This is a genomic window from Microbulbifer mixtoriginis (SeqCode) (assembly GCF_052468275.1).
In genome coordinates this window covers 790,461-811,556 of the sequence record NZ_CP174341.1, presented here as the reverse complement: position 1 = coordinate 811,556, position 21,096 = coordinate 790,461, and the positions used below count along the sequence as shown (strand labels likewise).

The window sequence follows — 21,096 nt, the reverse complement described above, 5'->3', positions numbered from 1 at the left end:
GGCAGCTAACCGATAAATTTCACCACACTTTCATCCGGGTCGCGCCCCTTGCCCGCCGCGCGCAAGCGCTCCAGGTAGGCCTCCCAGTTGGCGGTGTGTTTTTCGGCTAGTTCACGCAGGTATTCCCAGGTGTAAATGCCGGTGTCGTGGCCGTCATCGAAATCGATTTTCAGACCGTAACGACCGGCAGCTTCGACCCTGTCGATACCCACATGGATTTTTCCATCCACCAGCAGGGCGGGGCTATTGCCGTGGCCGCGCACTTCAGCGCTGGGGGAATAGACACGCAGATACTCTGCCGGCAGGGTGTATTCAGCGTCGGTGTACACCAGCAGTAGGTTTTTCTCTGCGCGATTTAAACGGATTTTTTGCAGTTTCATTTACAGGATAAAACGCGAAAGGTCCTCGTTTTGGCTCAGCTCACCCAAGTGGCTGTCCACATAAGCCGCATCTACATTGAGTGACTTGTCGCCGTCACCGGCATCGAAGGAAACCTCCTCCAGCAGGCGCTCCAGCACCGTGTGCAAACGGCGCGCGCCGATATTCTCGGTGCGCTCATTCACTTCGTAAGCCACTTCGGCAATACGGCGAATGCCGTCTTCGGTAAATTGCAATTCCAGACCCTCTGTCGCCAGCAAAGCCTTCTGCTGTTCAGTCAGAGACGCGGAGGGTTCGGTGAGAATACGCTCAAAGTCCGCGGAAGTCAGCGAGCTCAGCTCCACGCGAATCGGCATACGCCCCTGCAGTTCGGGAATCAGGTCCGAGGGCTTGGACAGGTGGAAGGCACCGGAGGCGATAAACAGAATATGGTCTGTCTTGATCATGCCGTACTTGGTGTTGACGGTGCTACCTTCGATCAGCGGCAACAGGTCGCGCTGCACCCCTTCACGGGAGACATCGGCACCGCCGCTTTCCTGGCGCTTGGCCACCTTGTCGATCTCATCGATAAAAACGATACCGTTTTGTTCGGCAGCGCGAATCGCACGGGTTTTGATATCTTCATCGTTCACCAGTTTGGCGGCTTCCTCATCGGTAAGCTGTTTCAACGCCTGCTTGACTGGCAGCTTGCGCTTGCGCGTCTTGCCCTGGGACATATTCGAGAACATGCCCTGCAGCTGGTTGGTCATTTCCTCCATCCCCGGAGGAGCCATAATCTCCACACCCATAGGCGCGGCGGCCATATCAATTTCCACTTCCTTACTATCCAAGTCGCCCTCGCGCAGCTTCTTGCGGAACAGCTGGCGGGTGCTGGAATCCTTGTCGTTGGGCTCAGCCGAACGCGCAGGTGGCAGCAGGGCGTCGAGAATGCGTTCCTCGGCCGCATCCATAGCGCGCTGTTGCACGCCAGCCATGGCCAGTTCGCGCTCCTGCTTCACTGCCATCTCGACAAGATCACGCACGATAGATTCTACATCGCGGCCAACATAGCCCACTTCGGTGAACTTAGTCGCTTCAACCTTAATGAAAGGCGCATTGGCGAGCTTTGCCAAACGGCGTGCGATTTCGGTTTTACCCACACCGGTGGGGCCGATCATCAGGATATTCTTCGGGGTGATTTCGGCACGGAGATCCTCACTCACCTGCATACGGCGCCAGCGGTTGCGCAGCGCAATCGCTACCGCGCGTTTGGCATCCTGCTGGCCAACAATGTGGCGATCGAGTTCATGGACGATTTCACGGGGGGTCATCTGGGACATACAAATTCCTGCAAAACGGTTGTGCGGGCCAGGTTGCAGCCCGCTGGACTCAGGCGCTTTTTTTGAGAGCGCCCGGTCAGTAAGTCAATTCTTCGATAGTGTTGTTGTGGTTGGTGTAGACGCAGATATCACCGGCAATTTTCAAGCCCTGCTCAACGATCGAGCGCGCGTCCATATCGGTATTGTCGAGCAACGCGCGCGCCGCCGACTGGGCAAAGGGGCCGCCGGAACCGATAGCAATCAGGTCATCTTCCGGCTGAATCACATCGCCGTTGCCGGTCACAATCAAACTAGCGCTGTCATCTGCCACCGCTAATAGAGCTTCCAGGCGACGCAGTGCGCGGTCTGTGCGCCAGTCTTTGGCCAGCTCCACCGCAGCGCGGGTCAGCTGGCCACCGTGGGCTTCCAGCTTGGCTTCAAAACGCTCAAACAGGGTGAAGGCATCGGCGGTGCCACCGGCAAAACCGGCGATAACCTTATCTTTGTAAAGTCGGCGCACCTTGCGGGCATTGCCTTTCATAATGGTGTTGCCCAGAGACACCTGGCCGTCGCCGCCAATCACAACTTTGCCGTTGCGGCGACAGGATAAAATGGTGGTTCCGCGATACTGTTCCAATGGAGACCTCTCGGATTACGCGTGTACTGTGGCTATGCAAGGCCTGTTGCCTTACACGCCGGGAAAATTAGTCAGATTAGATAAGTGAGGACGAGGCGCACCGATTTCAATAAGAGAAGGGCCAATTGCTATACTGAGAACCCGTCATCCATTGCGGATTCGCCTCTTGGCTCTGCTTCCCTCCCGCTACTTCAAGCCGCTTTTCACCCTGGTTATGACCTGCGTGATGTCGGGAGTAATCTCTGGGGCGATTACCTACTCCCACCAGGGATTCAGCGAAGGATTTCTGCCGATATGGGGCCGGGCCTGGTTACTGGCCTGGATAATTTCACTGGGATTGCCGCCACTGATCAGACCGGTAATAAAAAGTCTGCTGGGCAAACTGGCGGCACCAGACGAGGAATCCAGCGGTTGATTTAATTTGCAGGTCGCTTCAATACTAGCGGCATCAGGCGATGTTCTGCCAGAACCTGGCGGGCTTTGGCCATGCGCGAGCGGTTGTCGAAGGGTCCAACTAAGACCCGATGCCAAGTGCCGCGGCTATCACTGGCAGACTCCACTTTGACATCCAGATTGGCCAGGGTGAGCTGGGCGCGCAGGCGCTCGGCTTCCGCCGCCTCGCGGAAGGAGGCGGCCTGCAAGATATAGACCTGCGCTTTGACCTTGTCAGCAGCCCCTTGTTTATTGGAGGAAGACTCCCCACGAATGGCGGGTTTGGCTACCTTGGGTGGCGGTACCGAAACTTCGTTTTCCTTGAGCATGGTATAGAAATCAAAGCGCGGTTCGGACGGCGCCTGCGCCGTCGGTTTGGTTGCCGGAGCTCTGTCACCAGCGGCACCTTTGCCATTGCCGGCCACACCGAACTGCAGCAGCAAGAACACCGCAAAGCCACCCACGGCATTGCCCAGTACAAACCACACCCATGCGGGTTTGCCCGAGGCACTTTTGCTGCGGCGTTTCGTGTTGCGACGGCTCATGGTGGAATTCTTCCCTGGATAGTCTACTCAGCAGGCAAATTGTACCGCCAATTTACACAAGGGCATTGCTCTCCCGCAAAATTCACGACAATTCCTGCGCATCCATGTCCACCGCCCAGCGCAAGCGGCGATTCTTATTGCTCTCGGCCCAGGCACATACCCGGGCCAGCAGGGGTTGTAACTGGGCGCGATTTTGTGCGGTCACCTGAACATAAAAACGGTAGCGACCAGATTTGCGCTCAAGCAGCGCCGGCACCGGTCCCAGATATTGCAACTGGGGTGAGGGCGGTACTAGGGATTGCATAAATAGGCGTGCATTATGCAGAAATTCCTCGGCCCAAGCGGGCTCCTCACACTCGGCCCGCACCAGTGCCATGGCGTGGGTCGGAGGCAGCTGTGCCACCGCACGATCGCGCAACAGCTGGCGCGCAAAAGTCCCGTAGCCTTTTTCCAACAACATTTGCAGCAGCGGATGCTCCGGGAAGCGGCTCTGCACCAATACGCGGCCACTCAAGCTGCCGCGCCCGGCGCGCCCCGCCACCTGCTCAAGCAACTGGCCTGTGCGCTCGGGCGCGCGAAAATCGGCACTGAACAAGCCGCCATCGGCATCCTGGATCACCACCAGGGTCACCCTCGGTAGATGGTGCCCCTTGGCCAGCATCTGAGTGCCCAGTAACAGACAGGGTTCGCCATCGCGGGCCGGCGCCAGCAAGCGATCGAGAGCCTGCTTACTGGTGGTGGTATCCCGGTCAACGCGAATTACCGGATAATCGGCAAAGCGCCGCGCCAGCAACTCTTCGCTGCGCTCGGTGCCGCCTCCCAGGGCAGAGATTGAGCGGCTGTGGCACTGCGGACAAGTATCCACCAGGGGGCGGCGATAATCGCAGTGGTGACAACGTAGCTGGCGCTGGCGTCGGTGCATGGTGAGTTTACTGGAACAGTGCGGACAGTCGGCAATCCAGCCGCAATCATCACAGTTGAGTGCCGGTGCAAAGCCACGCCGGTTAATAAACACCAGCACTTGCTCTCCGCGAGCCAGTGTCTCGCCGATATGACGTAAAACCTGAGGCGAAAAACCCTCTTCCAGGGGCTCGCGTAGGGTCGGCACCACGTGGATCTGCGGCGGGCGCGCCTCGCCGGCGCGCTGGCGCATGCGCAAATGTTGATAGCGACCATTAAGGGCGTTGTGCAAGGTTTCCAGGGAAGGCGTTGCAGAACCCAGCAGCACCGGCACATCACTGTTGCGCGCCAAAACCACCGCCAGGTCACGGGCGGAATAGCGCACACCATCCTGTTGCTTAAATGAAGCGTCGTGTTCCTCATCTACTAACACCACACCGAGTCTCGGCAGTGGCGTCATAATTGCCGAGCGGGTGCCAATAACGATATCCGCTTGGCCCTCAGAGGCGGCGAGCCACGATTGGGCACGCTCGCCCTCGGCCAGCCCCGAGTGCAGGGCGGCGATACTGTGCTCGGGAAAGCGCGCGGCGATGCGCCGCAAGGTCTGCGGAGTGAGACCGATTTCCGGCACCAACAACAAGGCCTGGCGCCCTTCGGCCAGAACCCGCTCCATTAACCGCAGGTAGACCTCGGTCTTGCCACTGCCAGTGGTGCCTTCTAACAAGGTGGCGGAAAAGCAACTGCAATCTACCGCAGCGAGTACCTGCTGCTGCTCACTATTCAGCTGCGGTGGCGGAGTGGCCTCCGCAGCCGGCATCGGCGGCGGCACCGTAGGACCCGAAACCCACTCCACCAGTTGGCGCTCCTGCAAGGCGCGAATCACCGCCGGAGTATGCCCCTGGGTTTTCAGGTAGGTGCGGCTCTGCTGGCCGGCGCGCAGTAATTGTTGCAACAGGGCCTGCTGCTTGGGCGCCCGCGCCAGTGCAGATTCCGGTAGCCCCTTGCCTTCGGTAGTGAGTTGCAACCACTGCTCAGCCCAATGATCAGCCGGCTTGCCCTTGCGCAAGGCGGCGGGCAGGGCGGCGGCGTAAACCTCTCCAACCGGGGCCTGGTAATAATCGGCGATCCAGTTGAGAAGTTTGCGTGCGCCACTGTCGAACAGGGCTTTGCTATCAATCAGTTCCTGCGCCGGTTTCAGCTGTGCCTGCGGCGACTCCAGCACTACCTCCACCAACACGGCTACCAATTTGCGCCCGGCAAAAGGTACCCACAAGCGCTGGCCGGGTTTCAATTCAGCGGGATTGAGGCCCTCCGGGGGCAGATAATCGAAGAGACGCCGCAGTGGCACTGGCACCGCCAACCGCAGGATAACTCCCTGTTGCACTGTCTTTGGTACCGTCTGCTGCACCCCGCCCCCAATAACCTCGGTAAAAGGCGCTAGTGTACTGGCTGTTACGACAAGGTACAGAGACTGCAAATTTTACTTGCCTCCTCTAAAATTCAGAGTACTCTATAAATCAACTCTAATATTTAGAGTTCACTAAGTTAGCAAGGAAGACAGCCATGACCGATATGGAAAAACTCAAAGACAGCCTGGATTTTGCCAGCGATGCCGTGCGCAGCAACCAAGTGGAGAACGGCATTCCATCACTCTATTTCTTGTGGGGACTACTAATTTTTATCGGATTCGCTTTGGCGGACCTGGCCCCGCAACTTACCGTGTATTACTTTCTGGTGGCGAGTACCGCCGGCGGACTGTTCAGCTGGTGGCTGGGCGAGCGAACAGCACGCCGCACTGGCATCAATAACAGTACCTTTGGTCGCAAGTATGGTTGGCACTGGATGGTAACTGGGATCGGTTTCCTGTTGATATTGGCCACAATGATCGCCAAGCCCAACGCTGCTGGCCCGGAGCAATTTCTGCTTTTAGCCGGACTCTCCTATAGCCTCGCCGGTATCCACCTGATCCGTCCACTGCTCTATAGCGGTATATTGATGCTGGCCAGTTACCTGCTGATCATTTTGCTGACACCGCCCTACGCCTGGGTACTGAGCGGCCTGGCGATCGGCTTTGGACTTGTTTGGACCGGCCTGGTACAGCGGGCCAGGCAAGCTAATGGAGCGACGCAATGAAAGCCCTTGCGGACTTGGACCCGGTCCTCGAACACCGGGTACGCCTCGCAATTTGTGTGATGCTAGCGAAATACGAGGAAATCAGCTTCTCTCTCTTCAAGGAGCAGTTGCAGGTGACCGATGGCAACCTCGGCGCGCAGCTGCGCCGCTTGGAAGAGCAGGGCTATATTGCTCTGCGCAAAGACTTTGTAGAGCGTAAACCCGTCACCTGGTACCGCCTCACTGAGAGCGGGCGAGAGGCGCTGAACAAGCACCTGCAGGCCCTGCAGCAACTTATCGCCGCCGCGGAATAACACCATTGCCCTGCCTTGTATTTGGACTTGAACCCCGGCGCTAATCTGATAGTATGCGCCGACTTTTTAATCAGCCTGGAACCAATCCGGTTCCTGCTCCAACGACGATGCCGTGCCCGGCAACAGATCGGGTGGCGGTTTCGGAAAGAGGCAATCATGAAAGCAGATATCCATCCTAACTACACCGACATCACCGCTACTTGCTCCTGCGGCAATGTTGTTAAGACCCGCTCCACCCTGGGCAAAGACCTGCAGATCGACGTCTGCTCCCAGTGCCACCCCTTCTACACCGGCAAGCAGAAGCAGGCTACTACCGGTGGACGCGTGGACCGCTTCAAGAAGCGTTTCGGCAGCCGCATCGGCAAGTAATCCGAATAAAGAGGTACTTTGGTACTTCAGAAAGGGCGCCCTGGAATTTTCCACGGCGCCCTTTTTTGTGCTGCAAATTCAGCGCTCTGCTCAGATCCAGAGCGCTGGGGCGAAATCGATTTGTATCGCTTAATATATTCGTTATTAGCAGTAAATTTATCCTTCAAATTGAATATTAGACGGCTGATCATCCTGAATTTGGCCAAATGTTAAGGGCAAAATAGTAATAAGTAGCTGTTTCATTGCCTCTGTGAGCTTGTGACCGCAAGCACCCCTCGGTTATTCTCTGAAACCCGCAGTAACCGGGATGACGCCCCAAGTGTCGCCCCCCGTTTTCGAGAGAACAGCCCCCAAATGACGGATTCATTGCGCCAGGCAGCGCTCGATTACCACGCACTCCCCAGCCCCGGCAAACTTTCAGTCGAGCTGACCACCCCCGCTGAAACTCAGGAGGACCTGTCGCTGGCCTATAGTCCCGGTGTGGCGGAACCTGTGCGTGAAATTGCCAAGGACCCAGAGGCCGCCTATCGCTATACCGGCAAAGGCAACCTGGTGGCGGTCATTTCCAACGGCAGCGCCATCCTCGGCCTCGGTAACCTGGGCCCACTGGCCTCCAAGCCGGTGATGGAGGGCAAGTCACTACTGTTCAAGCGCTTCGCTGATATCAACTCGGTGGATATCGAAGTGGACGTCAACAGCCCGGAGCAGTTTATTCAGACAGTTGCCGCCATCGCCAATACCTTCGGCGGCATCAATCTCGAAGATATTAAAGCGCCTGAGTGCTTCCATATTGAAGAGGCACTGATTGAGCGCTGCCCAGTACCCATATTCCACGACGACCAGCACGGCACTGCAATTGTGACCGTTGCCGGCATGCTGAATGCCCTGGAGATCCAGGGAAAGAAAATCAGCGACGTGCGCATGGTGTGCCTTGGAGCTGGTGCCGCCGCCACCGCTTGCTGCAAACTGCTGCTGGCCGCCGGCGCGCGCAAAGATCAAATCACCATGCTCGACAGCCGTGGGGTAATTCACTCCGGCCGCACCGATATCAATGCTTATAAAGGTGAGTGGGCGCGGGATACTGATATGCGCACCCTCGATGACGCTATCACCGGTGCCGATGTATTCCTCGGAGTATCGGGCCCAGATCTGCTCTCCGCCGAACAGCTGCAGCGCATGGCGCCGAAGCCAGTGGTATTCGCCTGCTCAAATCCAAATCCGGAGATCAAACCAGAGCTGGCCCACAGCGTACGCGACGACCTGATCATGGCTACCGGGCGCTCGGATTACCCCAACCAGGTCAACAATGTACTCTGCTTTCCCTTCATATTTCGTGGCGCGCTGGATGTGCGTGCGGCGCGTATCAATGAAGAGATGAAGCTGGCCGCAATTGAAGCCATCCGTAAGATCGCCCATTTACCGGTGCCGGACTCGGTACGCGAGGGCTACGGCGGGGTAGAACTGAGCTTTGGCCCAAGTTATATCTTGCCCAAACCCACGGATCCACGCCTGCTTCCGGAAGTTGCCGCCGCAGTAGCGCGCGCAGCGGTAGACAGCGGCTGTGCCCGCCTGCCTTACCCCGAAAACTACCCGCTGCAAACACTCTAGGGCCGGTTAATTCATCCCTAGAAGCCCGCCTTATCCTCTCGGGGCGGGCGTTTGCCGCTTTCACCCCCACAGACTTCTTGAGCCATAAAGCACCCGTCGCTAAACTGCCTTTCTGTCACAGCATCAAAGTTGCCCAACACAATGAGTCACGTGTATGTGCTGACAAACCAGCACCAGCAGTTCCTGAGCAAAAGCGGCGAATGGCTTGATGGCCGCGAGCCCAACAAACTGTTTCGCAGCGAGCATAAAGATGTCGCCATCAACCAGATGTTCGAGGCCAATACCCGTGATGTCGGCTTGCGTATCGAATTGCTGCAGTGTGCGCTGAACCCCAAGGCCCAGCCACTGATACCGGAAGAAGCTCTCGCTGAGCAATCTTCGGCGCCCGAGGATCCGGAGATCGAGCCCGGTGTACCAGAGGAGATCCCGGCTGCAGAGCCCACCGAGCTGGAACCACAGCCAGAGCCGGAAGTGGCCCCGGAACAGGCTCCTGAGGTCGCGCCAGCACAAACCCCGGATGAGACGCCCGCACAACCCGGCGAGCACAAATCGGAATCGGAGTCTGCCGCCTGAGCGGAGATTCTTTTAGCACCGGCACAAGTAGCCCCAACGGCGACAACAAGAAAGAGTTCCGGTAGTACCAAGGAGATTCGAGTGCCTATTCCCCACCTGGCTGCCCTATCCCAGGCCAAACCCGTGCAACTGCTCAAGGGCATACGTCGCGGCCTGGAAAAAGAGAGTCTGCGGGTCGCCCACGACGGCACCCTGGCGCAAACGCCACACGCGCAGACACTGGGCTCCGCGCTGACCCACGAGAGCATCACCACCGATTTTTCTGAGGCGCTGCTGGAATTTATTACCCCTCCGGTGGCTACCCCGGAGGAAGCCCTTCGGATTCTCGACCGCATTCATCGCTTTACCTACAGCCAGATCGGAGACGAACGCCTGTGGGTCAACAGCATGCCCTGTGTTATCGGCGCCGATAGCGATATCCCGGTGGCCCGCTACGGAGATTCCCATAGCGGCACTATGAAGACCATTTATCGGCTGGGACTCGGCCTGCGCTACGGCCGCGCCATGCAGACCATCGCCGGTATCCACTACAATTTTTCTCTGCCGGATGAATTCTGGCTGTGGCTGCACGAGTTCGAAGGCAGCAGTGAAGCCCTGTGCGAATTCAAGACCCGCCGCTACTTCGACCTGATCCGTAATTTCCGCCGCAACTACTGGCTGCTGATCTACCTGTTTGGAGCCGCACCTGCGGTGTGTTCCTCTTTTGTCGAAGGACGCCAGCATAAGCTCGAAGCTTTTAACGGCGACGGTCACACCCTACACGCTCCCTTCGCCACCTCCCTGCGCATGGGCGACCTGGGCTACAACAGCGAAGTGCAGCAGTCTCTGGTGGTTTGCTACAACAACTTGCGTAGCTACCTGTCCACGCTCTGTTCAGCGATTAGCCGGCCCTATGGCCCCTACAACGAGCTCGGAGTCAAGGATAGCGATGGACAGTATCAGCAGCTTTCCGCCGGCGTGCTGCAAATCGAAAATGAATTCTATTCACCGATCAGGCCAAAAAATCCCGCCAAACGCGGTGAGACCGCCCTGGCGGCACTGGATAATCGCGGGGTCGAATATATCGAGGTGCGCTGCCTAGACCTAAACCCGTTTATGCCGCTGGGCATCGATGCGCAACAAATGCGCTTTATCGACAGCTTCCTGCTGCACTGCCTGCTGACAGAGAGCCCGGAGACCGATGAGGTCGATTACCGTTCGACCCAGGAAAACCAACAGCGTATCGTCTATCGCGGCCACGAGCCCGGCCTCAAGCTGCGCAGCAACGGAAGCGAACGGGAGCTCAGTGAGTGGGCTTCCCAGCTACTCGGGGAGGTGGATACTGTAGCCGAGTTACTCGACAGCGCTTGGGGCGGCGACCAGTACCGCAGTGCCGTAGGAGTTCAGCGCGCCAAGGTCAAAGGGGAAATACCCACCCCAGCCCAGCAGATCCTGGCGGAAATGCAGGAGCAAAACCTGAACTTCTACCATTGGGCTATGCACAAAGCCGAGCAACATCGCCGCTACTTTCTCGAGCGTCCTCTCGACAGCGAGTCGGTGCGGGATTTCTCTCGTGAAGCCGAGGAGTCCCTGCTCAGACAAAAGCGCGTGGAAGCGGAAGACAAGGGCTCCTTCGAGGAATTCCTCAGCCACTACTACGCGCAATATATGTGTTGCCAGGGCTAGCCCTGGCAACACAGAGCACCGGCGCAGGGTCCGGATATCCGCCCATAGGGATTGAGCGCATGAACTATCTCGCCCACCTGCTGCTTTCTGGTCCCGACACCCGCTGGCGCCTGGGTGGGCTACTCGGAGATTTTGTGAAGGGTCCACTCAAAGGCGAGCGACCGGAGGCCATTGAGGCCGGTATCAAACTGCACCGCCGCATTGATGCCAGCACCGACAGCAATGCCTCTTATCGTGAGGCCCTGGCGCAGTTGGACCCCAGCTGGCGCCGCTATGCCGGTATCGCACTGGATATCTGGTTCGACCATCTGTTGGCACAGCATTGGCAGGAGTGGCATCCACAGAGCCTGGAAGAATTTTGCGACCAGTGCTGGAGAGACTTTCGCAGCCACAGCCGGTATATTCCGCCGCAGGCACGGGCATTTATGGCCCGTGCCGAGCAAATTAAATTACTGCAGAGTTACCGCGAGGAACGCATCATCGGCCTTACCCTGGAGCGGGTAGGACAGCGCCTGCGCCAACCGGTTGCGCTGCAGGAAATACTGCCTGAGCTCAGTAGCGGGCGGGCAAAACTGGAAAACAATTTCAATAAACTACTAACCGACTTGAATCTCGAAGCCCAGCGCTTTCGGCAGCACTATTCAGGATCCGATAAACCATGACCTTACCCAACCCGCGCATTACCTTTCTGTTGGTATTTCTAATTGTCGTCTTTTTGCTCGGCTCCGCCTTTTATCTGGAGTACGCTCGGGGCCTGGAGCCCTGCAAGCTGTGTATTACCCAGCGGGTGATGTTACTTGGCATTGGACTGGTCTCTCTCATAGCCTTCCTACACAATCCTGCAACGATCGGCCGGCGCGTTTATGGGTTGCTGGTTTCCATTTGGGCTCTGGGCGGCCTCTATTTTGCCGGGCGCCAGCTGTGGCTGCAGAGCCTGCCGGAGGGCCAGGTGCCCGCCTGCGGACCCAGTGTCAGCTACATGATGGAGGTCTTTCCTATGGCCGATGTACTTAAGGCACTGCTCACCGGCGACGGCAACTGCGCCGAGGTCCAATGGACCATGATGGGCCTCAGTATCCCCGGCTGGTCCGCTATCGGTTTTGCCGGACTGATCCTATTTGGCGGCTGGCAGGCATTTCGCAAAGCCTGAATCAACCGGACACTAAACCGCGGCTCAGCGGAGCCGCCCTTTGCCAATGACAGCACCATCCCCACGCGAGCTAGCCCATTGGGTGCTCGGTATCGCAATCCTGTTTGGCTGCGAACGGCTCGGTAGCCTGATCGGAAAGGCGCTCGCCCTACCGGTGCCGGGTGCTGTAGTTGGGATGTTGCTGCTACTGGTGGGCCTAATGGTCTACGGCAGCGTGCCCCGCGGCCTGGCAAAAGTCAGTGCACAGCTGCTCTTTTTATTGCCACTGCTATTTTTACCCGCCGCCACTGGGGTCTTCTTTCTGCGCGATCTCTCCTTATCCGATTGGCTGGGCCTGCTCGCCGCAATTCTTTTTGGCACCCTGATCAGCCTTACGCTGTGTACTCTGTTGCTGCGCCGCCTACTCAGAAAAACCGATATAGTGCACAACAATGAACAGTGAGTTACTACACAGCCCGCTGTTTGCCCTGCCATTGAGCTGCGGTGCCTTCTGGTTTGGGGTACTGCTGTACCGACGCACGGGTACGGTACTGTTACACCCGATAATCACCGCAAGTCTGCTAGTTTTCGCAGCTCTCTATAGCCTGGATATTCCCTACCGCGACTACCAGGATGCCAGCGGTCTACTCTACGCCTTACTAGGTCCGGCCGTAGTCGCGCTGGCCGTACCGCTGAAACAAAACCTGACAGTGATTCGCCGCGCTGGCTGGCCCCTGCTGGTAACCATCACCGTCGGAGCCCTGTTGGCCCCAGCAATTGCTGTGGGGATCGCACTTTTACTCGGAGTGGGGAAGTCTGTACTACTCGCCCTTAGCGGAAAATCCATTACCACACCCATCGCACTTGCAATTGCCGAAAAAGTTCACGCGAGCTTAAGCCTGACCGCAGCAATCGTGGTGCTCACCGGCGTGGTAGGAGCCCTGGCCGGACCACCGCTGGTGCGCCACCTAGGTATTCGCGACGAGCGGATTCTCGGCGTGGTGCTCGGTATCAATGCCCACGCCGTGGGCACGGCGCGCGCACTGGAAATCAGTGCGCTGTGTGGCGCCTGTGCCGCCCTCGCTATGGGACTCTGTGGCGCCTTAAGCGCGCTATTGTTACCGCTAATTATCGCCCCCTGAGTCACCTGCCGACGCGAGCAGTGAAATTTACACAGCCGTCACAGCATTCTGACGTACTTTGCGCCTGACTCCTTGCTGCCGGCGGGGGAATCTCCTATCTTCCTAAGGGCCTTCGAGATCAGCAAAAAGCTAATAAGCTGCCACTGCAGCAACAGTAACAAAAGGACATCTTGGCGATGCTGGAAAATTGCAAGTCGGCGCGGGAGCGCTGGGGTGGTGTCAGCGAAATTATTGACCGCTGGCTTCAGTCACGACAAAACCTATTAGTGAGTTTCTACCACCTATCCGAAAAAAAGGAATTCAGTGAGGATGATCCCGAAACTGAAGACCGTGTCCGTCAGCTGTGCCAGCTGCTGGTGGACTATGTGTCAGCCGGTCATTTTGAGGTCTATGAACAACTGATGCGTGAGGGGCAGGCCTTCGATGATAAACAAGGTCTGCAAAAAGCCTGTGAACTCTACGATGATATCGATAGGACTACAGATATCGCCGTTGATTTCAACGATAAATATCTGGAGACGGACGACCTTTCCAGCCTGGCACCGGATCTGTCCGAACTGGGAGAGGCGCTAGAAACCCGCTTTAGCTCCGAAGATAGAATGATCGCCCTGTTACACACCGCTCACAAAAATCGGATCGCCTAGCACAGCCGCCTCTTGTTGCATGCAATTTTTCGTTGCCCAGGGACTCCTATTTTTTGCTCGCCTTCACTCGCCGGCTGACGACCAGTTAGCCGGAATATATCTGCGAATGCATTTAATCTTTAAATAAAACCAGGTAGCCAAGCGAAATAAATTCAAGCACAAAAAAAGGGCGCCTATTGGCGCCCTTTTTCAGTAAAGTTCGAAAAGTCAGATTATTCAGATGGAGCTTCTTCTTTCTTTTCTTCTTTTTTCTCGGAACCCTCATCACCAGCAACATTTGCTTTGTGCAGTTCCACTTCAAAAATCAGAGTGGCATTGGGGCCAATTTTACCGCCTGCACCACCGGGACCGTAAGCAAGCTCAGAGGGGATATAAAGTTCCCACTTGGAGCCTTCTTTCATCAGTTGCAGAGCTTCTGTCCAGCCCTTGATTACCCCGTTTACCGGAAACTGAACCGGCTCACCGCGCGCGTAAGAGCTGTCGAACTCCTCACCGTTAATCAGGGTGCCCTTGTAATCAACTTCAACGGTGCTGGTAGCGCTTGGCTTGCTGCCGCTACCTTCTTTAATCACTTTATACTGCAGGCCAGAATCAGTGGTGACTACACCATCTTTCTTCGCGTTCTCTTCGAGGAAAGTCTTGCCTTCCTGCATATTTTTGTCGGCGCTCTCTTTAAATTCTTTCTCCTGCTGAGCCAGCATTTCCTGCTGTTTCTTCTGCATCTGCTCCTGGAAAGCGGCAATAGTCTGCTGCTTTTCTTCATCGGACAAGCGATCCTCGCGGCCACTGGCAACGTCGTTCAGTGCCATCGCAACCACTTTGGGATCCAGCTGCACATCTTGAGCCTTTAGGCGCTTAGCCATGTCTTCGGCAATGATGTAGCTGACCTTCTTCTCCTGAGTGTCCAGGGCAACTTCTTTTTCCTGCTTCTGTCCCTGTTCGTTACAGCCGGTCAGCGCCAGGCCAAGGGCAATTGCTGCAGCCAAAGGGTATTTATTCATGGGTGTTGTCTCTTTGTCCGTATTGCGTTTATAGATTCGCGCTTGACCTTGGTCCAACGCCAACAGCGGTATTTCAAGCAACTCTGTTCCGGCCCTAAGCCACCAGGCGCACAGTTTCCGCCAGTGCGCCCAAGTCTAACCCAAGGCGACTCCCAGTGCATACTGATGACGCGCACACTGTGCAGGACACCACATTCCCCTTGCAGGTTCCAGCCGCTTCACAAAAAATCTGCAGACAACGCTTTTTTCGCAGTACACGGCATACATTTTTTTTAAAAACAGCGCTATTATCGGCCAGTAACCGGTTATTGTTCTGGACTGTTTGAAGTGCTTTTCAGTTTGGGGCAGTGCGCGGTGCGCATATCTCTTGCTAGAGCGGTATCCATCGTATTTAAAGGAAGAAGAGCGCACTATCCGGAAGTGCCAATCGATAATAAACGTCAGGACATTTACTCATGGCTGCCAAACCAAAAGCTGTCAATCCGGTTGCAGAGCTGGAAGCACAAATTTCCAAACTCGCCGCAAAACTGGACAAAGCCCGCAATAAGAAAATCACCGATGCCGGCAAAGCGGTACTCAAGGCCGGAAAAAACCTGACCTCAGCAAAAGACAAGCTGAGTAAGGCAAAGGACAAGCTGGGTGAAGCCCGCGCTAAGGCGAAAACCACCAAGACGCCCGCAGCTCTAAAGCGTGTGGAAACCGCTAAAAGCAATGTAGAGAAATTTAACGAGGTATTTCAACAGGCTAAGCAAGCTGCTGCCGATGCCAAGTATCTGCAAGCCAGAGCCAAAGCAGAGCTCAAAGCGGCGGAAACCGTACGTAAAGTCGCAGCTAAAACGGAAAAAGAGCTGCTTAAGACTCAACCTAAGGCGAAAAAACCCACCGCCACTAAGCAAGCCACCAGTAAAACCTCTGCTAAGTCTGTAAAAGCTGGCACGGCAAAATCTACGAGAAAGACGGTAGCAGCAAAGGCCAGCGAAAAGAAAGCTGCTGCGAAAAAGACGAGCACTGCTAAACCATCAAAGAAGGCAGCTGTTAGTAGCACAAAGAAAACCGCTACCAAGCCGGCAAAAACTACCACCGCGAGCAAGCAAAAAGTAGCAAAACCCGCCAGCAAGAAAGCTACCCCAACTAAAGCCGCAACAGCGACAAAAACTTCTGAAGTTGCTAAACCTGAGCAGGTAAAGGCCAAAGAAGGAAAGCCGCAACAGGAAAAACTCAAGCAAGCCGCACCCAGTGAAGGCAAAATTCAGGAAAAACCCACTGAAGAAGCAAAGAACCTGGCCTCTGATGAGCAGCAAAAACCACTGGAGCAAACTCCACCAGCACCATCGATTACGCCAACTACACCGGCCAATAGCCTGTTTTCCACAGAGGGTCACCGTGGCGAATAGGCACTCCTAATATTTTGTAAACATTGGCACCCGGCCAGTTCTATTAAAGTGGGTGCCAAGTAGCCAGTCCATTACGGTGTAATTTATTGGAAGTATGGGATTGCTAGTAGGTTATAGGTAGAAACCTTCCAATTTTATTGGCAGCACACTGTGTTTGCTAAAGCCGCTGCCTGAAAAATTCAGACGGCATCCAGATTTTCGACCGAAGCCATAAAACTCTCAATCAGACCTGCCCAGTGAACCTGATCTTTTTGTAAAAGCCCATATTGCTGCCCCGCAAGCTGTAGCGCAGGCTTATCTCCCGGCCATGCCTCCAGGCAAATTTTCCAAAGTGCCGCCAGCTGCAAGCGTTCCAAGTTCAATTCATAACGCTTACACATTTCGTACACACGCACTGTATGAGGGCGAAAGCGCCCCAGTAAGCGACGCAGGTGGCGTACACTGATAATCATTCTACGACGCGGTGCCAAACCGCGATCAGCCACACGCCACCCCTCCTCACTCAACTGGTGTCCACAAACCGCTGCATAGCTAGCCCAAAGCATTAAACACACGTCGGCCCCCTTCGTGTCCTGGCAGTCGAGCAAGAAGTCTTCAACCCCTTGATGACGATAGAAGTCCAGACTGAACTGCCACAGTGGGTTTTCCTTGGAAGAGGATGGAGGTGTGCTATCTGTCACGTTAAAATCCAGGCCCTTTGCGGTTCGGCGCGCTCAAGCGGCGGCGAATACGTACAAATACGTCGAATAGCCTAGCATTCATCGGCCTGTTCATAAGAGGTTTTTTCCAGTGATTAATTTGCAAGGTGTCTCCCTGCATCGAGGCGAGCGCGACCTGCTAAACGGTGCAGACTGCCGTATATTCCCCGGCCACAAGGTGGGAATTATCGGCGCGAATGGCTGTGGTAAGTCAACACTGTTTAAGTTGCTACTGGGTCAACTGGAAAGCGACGCTGGACAGGTGGATATCCCCGGCGGCTGGCGAATTGCCCATATGGCCCAGGAAGTGGAGGCTAGCGATCAGTCGGCCCTCGACTATGTACTCGACGGCGATCGGGAACTGCGCAACCTGCAAGACCAGCTCAAAAAGGCTGAAACCAGCGGGGAATCCGATGGCCACAAACTGGCCGAGCTGCACGAGCGTATGGCCAGCATCGACGGCTATAGCGGGCCCGCGCGTGCCGCACAGTTACTCGACGGCCTGGGTTTTGCGCACGCGGAACAACAGCGCCCGGTGCGCAGCTTTTCCGGTGGCTGGCGCATTCGCCTCAATTTGGCTAGAGCATTGATGTGCCCCGCGGATTTGATGCTGCTGGACGAACCCACCAATCACCTGGATCTAGACGCGACCCTCTGGCTGGAACAGTGGCTACAGCGTTTCCCCGGCACCCTGTTAATTATTTCCCATGATCGCGATTTCCTCGATGCAGTGGTTGATGGCATTGTCAGTTTTGAACAGCAAAAGCTCGTGCTTTATAGCGGCAACTACAGCGCCTTCGAACGCACACGCGCCGAGCGCTTAGCCCAGCAACAAATACAATACGAAAAACAGCAATCCGAACGCGCCCACATGGAAGACTTTGTGCGGCGCTTTCGTGCCAAAGCCAGCAAGGCCAAACAGGCGCAGAGTCGTTTAAAGGCATTGGACCGCATGGCACAAATCGCCCCAGCCCATGTGGACTCACCCTTTCACTTCACCCTGCCATCTGCGGATAAAACTTCCAATCCGCTGATCGATCTGCGCGAAACTGATATCGGCTATGCCGACAAAGTGGTCGTGAGGAAAGTACAACTGGGTATTCAGCCCGGCCGCCGTATCGGCCTGCTCGGTCCCAATGGCGCGGGTAAGTCATCGCTAATTAAAACCCTTGCCGGCGAGCTTGCCCCCAAGAGCGGGGAGCGCCAGTGTGGCGAACACCTGGCTATTGGCTATTTTGCCCAACACCAGCTCGAAGCTCTGGATGGCAAGGCCTCTCCTTTATTACACCTGCAACGACTGAGTCCCGAGGCCAGTGAGCAGTCTCTGCGCGACTTCCTCGGCGGATACGGCTTTATTGGCGACCGGGTCTTTGAAACCGTAGCCGGCTTTTCTGGTGGAGAGAAGGCCCGCCTGGCATTGGCGATCCTCGCCTGGCAAAAACCCAACCTACTACTGCTCGATGAGCCCACCAACCACCTAGACCTGGAAATGCGCCATGCTCTTACCATGGCCCTGGCTGAGTTCCCCGGTGCGGTTATTTTGGTATCCCATGATCGCCATCTACTCGCCAATACCGCCGATGAATTTATTCTGGTCGCAAATGGTCGTGCGGAACCCTATAGCGGTGACCTCGAGGACTACAAACAGTGGCTACTGGGTTTTAACCGGGAAAAGCGGCGTGAGGAAAAATCAGTAGAAAGCGGTGATAATCAGGAAAAACCTGCAGAAGATAAAAAGGCCCAACGCCGTGCCGCTGCCGCCCTGCGAGAACAACTAAAACCCCTGACCAATAAATTAAAAAATATTGAGCGGCAAATGGCCGCAACAGAGGAAAAACTTCAAAAAGTTCAAGGCAAGTTGGCCGATGAGCAACTCTACATGGGAGGTCAGCAAGATGAAATTGCACGCCTCAATAAAGAGCAAACCGAATATCGCGAAGCTCTCGACCTTCTGGAAATGGAGTGGTTGGAAATTTCTGAGCAACTTGAGCAATTGCGCGGGGAGTAACTCGACCGTTTGTCTATCAAAGTAGCTCCTGGAGGGCATCTTTATCGCCCTCCAGGAGCTACCCCGGAAGCCTTAAAAAGGCATTAGCTATCTGCGAATACAGCCATATTCATCCACGGCGGTGCCGACCGGTGTATTCGGGCACTGATCGATATAGGCCGGCACTCCATCAAAGTCGATATCCATGGGGCAGCCATCGGGGCCAACATCCACACCTACCGGGGTCTGTGGGCACTGATCGGTTGCATCGATAATCCCGTCCGCATCCTCGTCGTACCAAAAGTCCGGGTACTCGATCCACTGGTAGCCAATCGCAACGCTGGCAAAACCATCCAACCCACCGTGATCCACCCCCTGAAAAAGTCGCACATCCGCACGGGCCTGCCAGCGGGGACCGAGGCTGTATTTTATCCCCAGACCGAGATTGACCATGGTTTGGCGATCATGCCAGTTGCACAGATATCTCCGGTAGGGGTGCCAGTCAGGATATTTATAACCATGTTTATACCGATATTTACAGTCGTAACGTTCTATCCCATCCTCGTCCGTGTAATATCTCCTGTAACGTTTTTTCGGCGCCTTATCATAATTAATACGCATCTCGCCAACGCCAAAAGCCACATATGGCTGCCAACAAAAATCACCACAGAATTGCCCACCAAATTGGTAGAGGAGGTCCAGGTGGTAATTGTAAATCTCGAGCTTTTCGGGAAAATCATCCACTCCAACAATAAAGTAATCGACCACCCCCTCCATCGCCCAGTAGTTGGTCATATTAAATCCCAGGCCACCACCACCACCGGTGGTATCCTGCAAAGTCAATCCGTGAAAAGGGGTTCCGTTTAAACGGTCACTGTTAAACCAGTATTTACCGCCATTGGCATAGAGATTGAGGGTACCGACAAAATCGGCCGAAACATTGCTGACAGAAAAAAGCAACACAGCACCGCAGAGGATTGAAATTGAAGTATGGCATTTACCCATTACTGACACCGAAATCTTTTTAAAACCATCCCCCTTTCAATTTTTATTAATTTGATTAACTACTTTAAATTCAAATTAATTCGATTATCTTTGTGTTATTTGTTCTGCATTTTTAATAAAACTACTATTTAATGCCGCGCCCAATATGAAAATCATAGACGGGAAATAAAAAATATACTTATAAACAGCGGAGAGTTAACCGATGCTGGCGCCAAACATAGATAACTACGTAAGAAACCTGGTTCGCCCAGAGTTGATTCAAACTTCGTGCCGCCCACCAAAAACTATTCGAGAATACGCCACCGATTTTCAACAAAATTCTCGCTGCAGTTGGAAGTACAGCCGCAGTAAAGATGGACTAACCCGAATTGATCAGTTAGTGACTCAGGCTGCACTGATCCAGACTCTGGATTACACCCGCATATCCAACACATCCCAAAGCCTTATAGAGGCAATGTATACCTGGTTGACCGGCTTCAATCCCTCCAACCCGGTACAACAGCTCACCTCGGATGGAATACAGCGACGTCAAAACGCCATTACCACATTGCTGGGCGGCGCCTATTGCTGGTATCGCCAGGCCAGTGAAGCCGCATTGTCAGAACCTTTGGCTCTGGGCAATATTCAGAACCACAATGACATCCCTTTCAATCTGTATCGTTATCGTTTTAGCCGCTCGGGTTTTAACCTGCATATGACACCGGGGCGCCTGTACCGGGGGGATACCCGGCCGCCGCAAATGCTGTGGCAGTCAGGGGGATTTTTTCCAAAAATGGATAACAACAACCGCCACGACCCCCATCTCGGTAGCGGCGCTTCCTGCCAGGTGATATCCAGCACTGACGATCCCAACGTGGTAGCGCGCTTTGCCTGGCACAACAAAACTTACTGTCCGGTGCGTTACTACTACCTGCACCAAACCGACAGGGTGGATAAAGCCATCGCCGGATTTGTCTATGAGTTCGACAAAACTGGACATGAATGCGTTGAGGTCGCCAACGTCACCCCCGGTCGTGAGGTAGCCTTCCTGGCAATACCCAACCAATATATTCGCCGCTTCCGCATGCGCTACTATGCCGGCAGCCAAAACAATATCGTGTTATCGGATTGGATGTACTACAACGAAAACTCGGTAAGAAATATCCGTATCACCGCAGACAAACAGCGCTGGGAATCTTTCAAGAAGAACTGGCAGCTGTACGTTTAAAGAAAGGGTGGGGTACTGCCGTAGGTGGGGGAGAACGCCGACTTACAGTCGGCGCTTA

General features: G+C 55.2%; 23 protein-coding genes. 15 read left to right on the top strand and 8 right to left on the bottom strand.

Annotated features, from left to right (window positions below; genetic code table 11):
* Positions 1–5 precede the first annotated feature (5 nt).
* The 3 genes from ACJJIC_RS03645 to hslV form a co-directional block, all read right to left on the bottom strand.
* Entirely contained in the window at positions 6–380 is a 375-nt protein-coding gene (locus ACJJIC_RS03645) for a gamma-butyrobetaine hydroxylase family protein (RefSeq protein WP_252083838.1), read from the bottom strand.
* Positions 381–1,697: an ATP-dependent protease ATPase subunit HslU gene (gene hslU / locus ACJJIC_RS03640; protein WP_445356461.1), complete on the bottom strand. Its 1,317-nt coding sequence runs from the start codon at positions 1,695–1,697 to the stop codon at positions 381–383.
* Between the two features lie 76 nt (positions 1,698–1,773).
* Positions 1,774–2,313, bottom strand: a complete 540-nt coding sequence (hslV, locus tag ACJJIC_RS03635; protein ID WP_252083840.1) for an ATP-dependent protease subunit HslV — start codon at positions 2,311–2,313, stop codon at positions 1,774–1,776.
* Positions 2,314–2,479: 166 nt separating this feature from the next.
* Between hslV and ACJJIC_RS03630 the strand changes: the two genes are divergently transcribed.
* Positions 2,480–2,728, top strand: a complete 249-nt coding sequence (locus ACJJIC_RS03630) for a DUF2798 domain-containing protein (RefSeq protein WP_252083842.1) — start codon at positions 2,480–2,482, stop codon at positions 2,726–2,728.
* A gap of 1 nt (position 2,729) precedes the next feature.
* Here the strand turns inward: ACJJIC_RS03630 and ACJJIC_RS03625 are convergent, their stop codons facing one another.
* Together ACJJIC_RS03625 and ACJJIC_RS03620 are read right to left on the bottom strand one after the other, a co-directional pair.
* Complete coding sequence (locus ACJJIC_RS03625) at positions 2,730–3,290, bottom strand: SPOR domain-containing protein (protein ID WP_252083843.1); 561 nt, start codon at positions 3,288–3,290, stop codon at positions 2,730–2,732.
* An 82-nt stretch (positions 3,291–3,372) separates the two neighbouring features.
* Positions 3,373–5,667, bottom strand: coding sequence for a primosomal protein N' (locus ACJJIC_RS03620; RefSeq protein WP_445356460.1), 2,295 nt, complete (start codon positions 5,665–5,667; stop codon positions 3,373–3,375).
* Positions 5,668–5,753: 86 nt separating this feature from the next.
* On the opposite strand from ACJJIC_RS03620, the gene ACJJIC_RS03615 reads away from it, so the two are divergent.
* From ACJJIC_RS03615 to rsd, 11 genes are all read left to right on the top strand, one after another.
* Positions 5,754–6,323: a hypothetical protein gene (locus ACJJIC_RS03615; RefSeq protein ID WP_445356459.1), complete on the top strand. Its 570-nt coding sequence runs from the start codon at positions 5,754–5,756 to the stop codon at positions 6,321–6,323.
* A complete protein-coding gene (locus ACJJIC_RS03610; RefSeq protein ID WP_444883177.1) occupies positions 6,320–6,616 on the top strand; it encodes a winged helix-turn-helix domain-containing protein in 297 nt (98 codons plus the stop codon). Before ACJJIC_RS03615 ends, ACJJIC_RS03610 begins: the two co-directional genes overlap by 4 nt.
* A 156-nt stretch (positions 6,617–6,772) precedes the next feature.
* Positions 6,773–6,985 carry a 50S ribosomal protein L31 gene (rpmE, locus tag ACJJIC_RS03605; RefSeq protein ID WP_083922744.1) on the top strand — a complete coding sequence of 71 codons (213 nt, stop codon included), beginning with the start codon at positions 6,773–6,775 and terminating at the stop codon, positions 6,983–6,985.
* A gap of 354 nt (positions 6,986–7,339) precedes the next feature.
* Positions 7,340–8,593: a malic enzyme-like NAD(P)-binding protein gene (locus tag ACJJIC_RS03600; RefSeq protein ID WP_444883178.1), complete on the top strand. Its 1,254-nt coding sequence runs from the start codon at positions 7,340–7,342 to the stop codon at positions 8,591–8,593.
* 141 nt (positions 8,594–8,734) lie between these two features.
* Positions 8,735–9,166, top strand: a complete 432-nt coding sequence (locus ACJJIC_RS03595) for a hypothetical protein (protein WP_252083851.1) — start codon at positions 8,735–8,737, stop codon at positions 9,164–9,166.
* An 81-nt stretch (positions 9,167–9,247) separates the two neighbouring features.
* A complete protein-coding gene (gshA, locus tag ACJJIC_RS03590) occupies positions 9,248–10,831 on the top strand; it encodes a glutamate--cysteine ligase (RefSeq protein ID WP_444887562.1) in 1,584 nt (527 codons plus the stop codon).
* Between the two features lie 59 nt (positions 10,832–10,890).
* Positions 10,891–11,493 (top strand): acyl carrier protein phosphodiesterase, encoded by a 603-nt coding sequence (locus tag ACJJIC_RS03585; protein WP_252083853.1) that lies wholly within the window; start codon positions 10,891–10,893, stop codon positions 11,491–11,493.
* Positions 11,490–11,981 (top strand): disulfide bond formation protein B, encoded by a 492-nt coding sequence (locus ACJJIC_RS03580; protein WP_252083854.1) that lies wholly within the window; start codon positions 11,490–11,492, stop codon positions 11,979–11,981. The genes ACJJIC_RS03585 and ACJJIC_RS03580 overlap by 4 nt, the downstream gene beginning before the upstream one ends.
* Positions 11,982–12,027: 46 nt before the next feature.
* Positions 12,028–12,423, top strand: coding sequence for a CidA/LrgA family protein (locus ACJJIC_RS03575; protein ID WP_444889052.1), 396 nt, complete (start codon positions 12,028–12,030; stop codon positions 12,421–12,423).
* On the top strand, positions 12,413–13,102 hold the full coding sequence (locus ACJJIC_RS03570; protein WP_444910825.1) for an LrgB family protein: 690 nt from the start codon (positions 12,413–12,415) through the stop codon (positions 13,100–13,102). The genes ACJJIC_RS03575 and ACJJIC_RS03570 overlap by 11 nt, the downstream gene beginning before the upstream one ends.
* 176 nt (positions 13,103–13,278) lie before the next feature.
* A complete protein-coding gene (gene rsd, locus ACJJIC_RS03565) occupies positions 13,279–13,746 on the top strand; it encodes a sigma D regulator (RefSeq protein WP_252083857.1) in 468 nt (155 codons plus the stop codon).
* 212 nt (positions 13,747–13,958) lie between these two features.
* Here the strand turns inward: rsd and bamJ are convergent, their stop codons facing one another.
* A complete protein-coding gene (gene bamJ / locus ACJJIC_RS03560) occupies positions 13,959–14,747 on the bottom strand; it encodes an FKBP-type peptidyl-prolyl cis-trans isomerase (protein WP_252083858.1) in 789 nt (262 codons plus the stop codon).
* A 455-nt stretch (positions 14,748–15,202) separates the two neighbouring features.
* Here bamJ and ACJJIC_RS03555 point away from each other — a divergent pair, with 455 nt between their 5' ends.
* Complete coding sequence (locus ACJJIC_RS03555) at positions 15,203–16,141, top strand: hypothetical protein (RefSeq protein WP_445356458.1); 939 nt, start codon at positions 15,203–15,205, stop codon at positions 16,139–16,141.
* Positions 16,142–16,320: 179 nt separating this feature from the next.
* On the opposite strand, the gene ACJJIC_RS03550 is transcribed toward ACJJIC_RS03555, so the two are convergent.
* Entirely contained in the window at positions 16,321–16,821 is a 501-nt protein-coding gene (locus ACJJIC_RS03550) for a TIGR02444 family protein (protein ID WP_252083860.1), read from the bottom strand.
* Between the two features lie 109 nt (positions 16,822–16,930).
* Between ACJJIC_RS03550 and ACJJIC_RS03545 the strand changes: the two genes are divergently transcribed.
* Entirely contained in the window at positions 16,931–18,847 is a 1,917-nt protein-coding gene (locus tag ACJJIC_RS03545; RefSeq protein ID WP_444910827.1) for an ATP-binding cassette domain-containing protein, read from the top strand.
* A gap of 87 nt (positions 18,848–18,934) precedes the next feature.
* Here the strand turns inward: ACJJIC_RS03545 and ACJJIC_RS03540 are convergent, their stop codons facing one another.
* Positions 18,935–19,831, bottom strand: a complete 897-nt coding sequence (locus ACJJIC_RS03540; RefSeq protein WP_252083862.1) for an outer membrane beta-barrel protein — start codon at positions 19,829–19,831, stop codon at positions 18,935–18,937.
* 202 nt (positions 19,832–20,033) lie between these two features.
* Here ACJJIC_RS03540 and ACJJIC_RS03535 point away from each other — a divergent pair, with 202 nt between their 5' ends.
* Complete coding sequence (locus ACJJIC_RS03535; protein ID WP_252083863.1) at positions 20,034–21,038, top strand: hypothetical protein; 1,005 nt, start codon at positions 20,034–20,036, stop codon at positions 21,036–21,038.
* The last annotated feature ends 58 nt before the right edge of the window (positions 21,039–21,096 follow it).

Coding starts and splice junctions, on each gene's coding strand:
- ACJJIC_RS03540 (WP_252083862.1), bottom strand. CDS start 19,831: ATGGGTAAATGCCATACTTCAATTTCAATCCTCTGCGGTGCTGTGTTG.
- ACJJIC_RS03570 (WP_444910825.1), top strand. CDS start 12,413: ATGAACAGTGAGTTACTACACAGCCCGCTGTTTGCCCTGCCATTGAGC.
- bamJ (WP_252083858.1), bottom strand. CDS start 14,747: ATGAATAAATACCCTTTGGCTGCAGCAATTGCCCTTGGCCTGGCGCTG.
- ACJJIC_RS03535 (WP_252083863.1), top strand. CDS start 20,034: ATGCTGGCGCCAAACATAGATAACTACGTAAGAAACCTGGTTCGCCCA.
- hslU (WP_445356461.1), bottom strand. CDS start 1,697: ATGTCCCAGATGACCCCCCGTGAAATCGTCCATGAACTCGATCGCCAC.
- rpmE (WP_083922744.1), top strand. CDS start 6,773: ATGAAAGCAGATATCCATCCTAACTACACCGACATCACCGCTACTTGC.
- ACJJIC_RS03595 (WP_252083851.1), top strand. CDS start 8,735: ATGAGTCACGTGTATGTGCTGACAAACCAGCACCAGCAGTTCCTGAGC.
- ACJJIC_RS03575 (WP_444889052.1), top strand. CDS start 12,028: ATGACAGCACCATCCCCACGCGAGCTAGCCCATTGGGTGCTCGGTATC.
- rsd (WP_252083857.1), top strand. CDS start 13,279: ATGCTGGAAAATTGCAAGTCGGCGCGGGAGCGCTGGGGTGGTGTCAGC.
- ACJJIC_RS03585 (WP_252083853.1), top strand. CDS start 10,891: ATGAACTATCTCGCCCACCTGCTGCTTTCTGGTCCCGACACCCGCTGG.
- ACJJIC_RS03615 (WP_445356459.1), top strand. CDS start 5,754: ATGACCGATATGGAAAAACTCAAAGACAGCCTGGATTTTGCCAGCGAT.
- ACJJIC_RS03580 (WP_252083854.1), top strand. CDS start 11,490: ATGACCTTACCCAACCCGCGCATTACCTTTCTGTTGGTATTTCTAATT.
- ACJJIC_RS03600 (WP_444883178.1), top strand. CDS start 7,340: ATGACGGATTCATTGCGCCAGGCAGCGCTCGATTACCACGCACTCCCC.
- ACJJIC_RS03625 (WP_252083843.1), bottom strand. CDS start 3,290: ATGAGCCGTCGCAACACGAAACGCCGCAGCAAAAGTGCCTCGGGCAAA.
- ACJJIC_RS03555 (WP_445356458.1), top strand. CDS start 15,203: ATGGCTGCCAAACCAAAAGCTGTCAATCCGGTTGCAGAGCTGGAAGCA.
- ACJJIC_RS03610 (WP_444883177.1), top strand. CDS start 6,320: ATGAAAGCCCTTGCGGACTTGGACCCGGTCCTCGAACACCGGGTACGC.
- ACJJIC_RS03645 (WP_252083838.1), bottom strand. CDS start 380: ATGAAACTGCAAAAAATCCGTTTAAATCGCGCAGAGAAAAACCTACTG.